This window comes from Ensifer sp. SSB1 (assembly GCF_016652895.1).
Classification (GTDB): domain Bacteria; phylum Pseudomonadota; class Alphaproteobacteria; order Rhizobiales; family Rhizobiaceae; genus Ensifer.
Map to the genome: position 1 here is coordinate 1 of NZ_JAEPRP010000299.1, position 4,538 is coordinate 4,538.

Annotated in this window: 3 protein-coding genes; 2 read left to right on the forward strand and 1 reads right to left on the reverse strand. The window is 60.4% G+C overall.

Annotated elements, in window-relative coordinates:
* A partial coding sequence (locus tag I8N66_RS36120; protein ID WP_291165096.1) for a hypothetical protein occupies positions 1-216 on the forward strand: 216 nt, incomplete at its 5' end.
* Here I8N66_RS36120 and parC read toward each other — a convergent pair.
* Positions 206-2,482: a DNA topoisomerase IV subunit A gene (parC, locus tag I8N66_RS36125; protein WP_291165099.1), complete on the reverse strand. Its 2,277-nt coding sequence runs from the start codon at positions 2,480-2,482 to the stop codon at positions 206-208. The genes I8N66_RS36120 and parC overlap by 11 nt on opposite strands.
* 425 nt (positions 2,483-2,907) lie before the next feature.
* Between parC and I8N66_RS36130 the strand changes: the two genes are divergently transcribed.
* The gene (locus I8N66_RS36130) at positions 2,908-4,107 is read left to right on the forward strand and encodes a hypothetical protein (protein WP_291165102.1); all 1,200 of its coding nucleotides are present in this window, start codon (positions 2,908-2,910) and stop codon (positions 4,105-4,107) included.
* The last annotated feature ends 431 nt before the right edge of the window (positions 4,108-4,538 follow it).

Below are 4,538 nucleotides of genomic sequence, written 5' to 3' on the forward strand. Positions count from 1 at the left end.
CAGGAGAATGTCGTCGAGGGTGCTGGCGTTCGGCATCATCTCCATCCTGTTGGATGGGCAGTGATCCACGATACGGCGACACCTTACAAGCGCCGCATTTCGCTCGGTTTCAACTGTGTTTCCAATACCTTAATGCAAAAATTCGACGCCCCGAAATGGGACACCAGCCATGCAGCCAATCGGCCGCATGGCTGGGACTTCAAGATCAGCCGCTGAACTTTCCGCTGCGCGGGAAGCCCTTCGGAACGACGCGGCCAGCCGATGCGCGGTCCGCCTGCCACTCGATCAGTTCATCCTTCGTCTTGGTGAAGACGCGGCCAGCGCTGTCTTCCCAGATGAGCCCCTCAGCGATCGTGAAGCAGCGAATGTCGGAGATGCCGCCATCCTTGTAGCGCTGCAACCGGACGCCCTTGCCGCGCGCCATTTCAGGGATCTGGACGAGCGGGAAGACGAGCATCTTGCGGTTCTCGCCGACGACAGCAACATGGTCGCCCTTGACCGGCACGACCAGCTTCGTTTCGTCCGGCATCGAGACGTTCATCACCTGCTTGCCCTTGCGAGTATTGGCGACGATGTCGCTTTCCGTCACGACGAAGCCGTTACCTGCCGCCGACGAGACGATCAGCTTGCGCGCCGGATCGTGAACAAAGGCGGTCAGGACGTCCTGATCGTTCTCCATGTCGACGATGATGCGCAGCGGTTCGCCATGCCCGCGACCGCCGGGCAGCTTGTCGCCGCCAAGCGTGTAGACCTTGCCGCCGGTCGTAAAGACCAGGATTTTGTCCGTCGTCTGCGCCGGGAACGCCACCTTGAGCGCATCACCCTCCTTGAACTGGAGCGAGGACGTGTCGGAGATATGGCCCTTCAGCGCACGGATCCAGCCCTTTTCCGAGATGACGACGGTGATCGGTTCCTTTTCGATCATCGCCTGCTGGATCGCCTCCACGTCGGCTTCCGGAGCATCGGCAAACGTGCTGCGGCGCTTACCGATATCGGTCGCCTTGGCAAACTTCTTTTTGACCTCACCGATCTCCCAGGCGACGGTCTGCCACTGCTTCTCCTCGGAGGCGAGCAGCGCCTCGATTTCGGCCTTTTCCTTCGACAGGGCGTCGAATTCTGTGCGGATCTCGAACTCTTCGAGCCGGCGCAACGAGCGCAGGCGCATGTTGAGGATCGACTCGGCCTGAAGGTCCGTGAGCGAGAACCGCTCCATCATCACAGGCTTGGGCTCGTCCTCTTCGCGGATGATGCGAATGACTTCGTCGATGTTCAGATAGGCGACGAGGTAACCGCCGAGGATCTCGAGCCGGCGGTCGATCGCCGCCAGGCGATGGCGGGACCGGCGCTGCAATACCTCGCGGCGGTGCGCCAGCCATTCCGATAGCACCTCGTTGATCGCCATGACCCGCGGCACGCGCCCCATGGACAGGACGTTCATGTTGAGCGAGATGCGGCTTTCGAGCTCGGTCAGCTTGAACAGCGACTCCATCAGGATGCCGGCGTCGACCGAGCGGCTCTTCGGCACCAGTACGATGCGGACATCTTCCGCGGATTCGTCGCGAATGTCTTCGAGCAGCGGCAGTTTGCGGGCCACCAGCAGCTCGGCAATCTTTTCGATCAGGCGCGACTTCTGGACCTGGTAGGGAATTTCGGTGACGACGATCTGGTAGCCGCCACGACCAATGTCCTCCTGAACCCAGCGGGCACGGACGCGGAAGCCGCCACGGCCCGTGCGATAGGATTCGGCCATGCTTTCGCGGCTCTCGACGATCACGCCGCCGGTCGGGAAATCAGGTCCTTCGATGCCGCCCTTCTGCGGATTGGCCGGATCGTAAAGCAGATCCTCGACGCTCGCTTCCGGATGGCGGATGAGATGCAGCGCCGCATCGCACAGTTCATGCGCGTTGTGCGGCGGGATCGAGGTCGCCATGCCGACGGCAATGCCGGTTGCACCGTTTGCAAGCAGGTTCGGGAAGGCACCGGGAAGCACGGTCGGCTCCTGGTCCTCTTCGTTATAGGTGGGGCGGAAATCCACCGCGTCCTGGTCGATACCCTCAAGAAGCAGCGAACAGACGTCCGTCATCTTCGCTTCGGTGTATCGCATCGCTGCAGCGTTATCGCCGTCGATGTTGCCGAAGTTGCCCTGGCCGTCGACCAGCGGATAGCGGATCGCAAACTCCTGGGACAGGCGCACCAGCGCGTCATAGATCGAGGCGTCGCCGTGCGGGTGGAACTTACCCATGACGTCGCCGACGATGCGGGCGCATTTCTTGAACGATGAATTGGGTCTGAGACCCATCTCGCTCATCGCATGCACGATGCGGCGGTGCACGGGCTTCAACCCGTCGCGAACGTCCGGAAGCGCGCGGTGCATGATGGTCGACAAGGCATAGGCGAGATAACGCTCTTCCAGCGCCGCCTTGAGGTCAACCGGCTGAATATTGTCGTCCCCGCCTGACGGGGGATTAAGGCTTTGTCCCATAGGTCCTTGCTAGCGCAACAAACCCGGAACAGCAAGGTTTTCAGGGGATGCGATTGTGGAGAACCCCCGGCCAGCCGACAGTTGGCGCCTGAAGCGATCCGCTTGCTCCGGCGCAATGTTCGTGCAACGGTCGGGCCGCTATGCGTCTGAGGCGAGCGCTTGGTAGCATCCCGGAAAGCATGCCCGGTCAGGGACATGTGCGGTTTGGCCAAGCGAATATAATTTCGCCCTGTTTCGTAATAGCTTCGGCTGCAGTTGATTTGGACGATCTGTGAGGGGGATTGCAAGACACGAACTGGCCGCCGAAAACTGCCGGATGTTGCCGTTCGCTCCCAGTTGACGCCCTCTGCCGGGACAAACCAGATTAGCCACGCCTCATCTTCGAAACAGCTACACAATCAAAGATTTTACGAAGGAACTCGACAATGATGCACACGCGCAAGATCCGCCTGATGATGGCGAGCGCCGCGCTCCTTACTCTCGCCAGCCCGGCCTTCGCACTCGATGGCGCGGACCTGATGAAGAAGCTCGATGCGGCAACGAACGCGAACGGCACCTCCCTCACCTATGACAAGGCCGAAGTCGACGGCGACAAGGTGACGGTGACCGGCGTGCAGCTGAAGTTCGCCAGCCAGCCGGGCGAACCGACAAACCTGAAGATCGGCGATCTGACCTTTGAAGGCGTCGAGGAAACCGAGGGCGGTGGCTACTACGCCGAAACCGTAACCTTCCCGGACGTGAACCTCAGCCAGGAAGAAGGCAGCCTCTCGGTCAAGGACATCCTGCTCTCTGGCCTTACGATTCCCGCCAATGCCAAGGGCGAGACGATCAACGACATCCTTCTCTACGAAAGCGCGAGCACGGGCCCGATAACACTCAACGCCAAGGGTAAGGAAGTATTCTCGCTCGAAAGCACTGAAGCCAACCTGGCACGCCAGGAAAATGACGCCGGCTTCGACTTCGACGCGACGGCTTCCGGCATCAAGGCAGACCTTTCTTCGGTCGAAGACGCCAAGACGAAGGACGCGATCGAAAAACTCGGCCTCACCACGATTGACGGCGCTCTGACGATGAAGGGCAGCTGGGAAGTCGAAAGCGGCAATGTCGCCCTGGAAGAATACGCCTTCGACTTCAAGAACGTCGGCCGGCTGAACTTCGCCTTCGATATCTCCGGCTACACGCTGGGCTTCGTCAAATCGATGCAGGAAGCGATGAAGGCGGCCGAAGCCAACCCGAACAAGGAAGAGGCTAACCAGGCCATGGGCCTCGCCATGATGGGTCTGGTGCAGCAATTGACCTTCAACAGCGCCGAAATCCGCTTCGACGACGCTTCCATCACCAAGAAGGCGCTGGACTATGCCGGCTCGCAGCAGGGCGTTACGGGCGATCAGATGGCGCAGTCGCTGAAGGGACTGGTGCCGATCATGATGGCCCAGCTCAACGTGCCTGAACTGCAGAACCAGGTGTCCGCCGCCATCAACGCCTATCTCGATGGCCCGAAGAGCTTGACGATCAGCGCTGCACCGGAAAAGCCGGTTCCGTTCCCGATGATCATGGGCGCTGCCATGGGCGCGCCGAACACGATCCCGTCGGTGCTCGGCGTCAAGGTGACCGCGAACGACTGATGTATTGGCCTGCTCCCGGCGTCGCCGACTGCCGGGAACAGACGACCTCGGAACGAGTTTTGCGCGCCCACACGGGCGCGCAAGCTTGGACGGCTCCGCGGCTCAGCCGGTCTGATTTATCCGAGCCCGCAGGACCTCCGTTCCAACTTCATTCAAGCATATCTTTATTGCGCACCCGCCCGCCCCCGACAGAACAAGGGCCGTTACTACTTGCGCTCACGCGGCCGGTTGGCAGTGCACTTCTTGAAGGCGCGCGCCTTGGCTTATGATGCCGTTGCTATTTCGACACGTTACTCATGCCACCAAGAAAATTTGGCCCCGGGTGATAGCGTTTTTTGCCAATATCGTGCATGCCAATATCAGGCCGCCGTTAAACCGACGTCCAGCAACTTGAGAACATTTAAAGCACACCGGGAATTCTCGGACCTCGT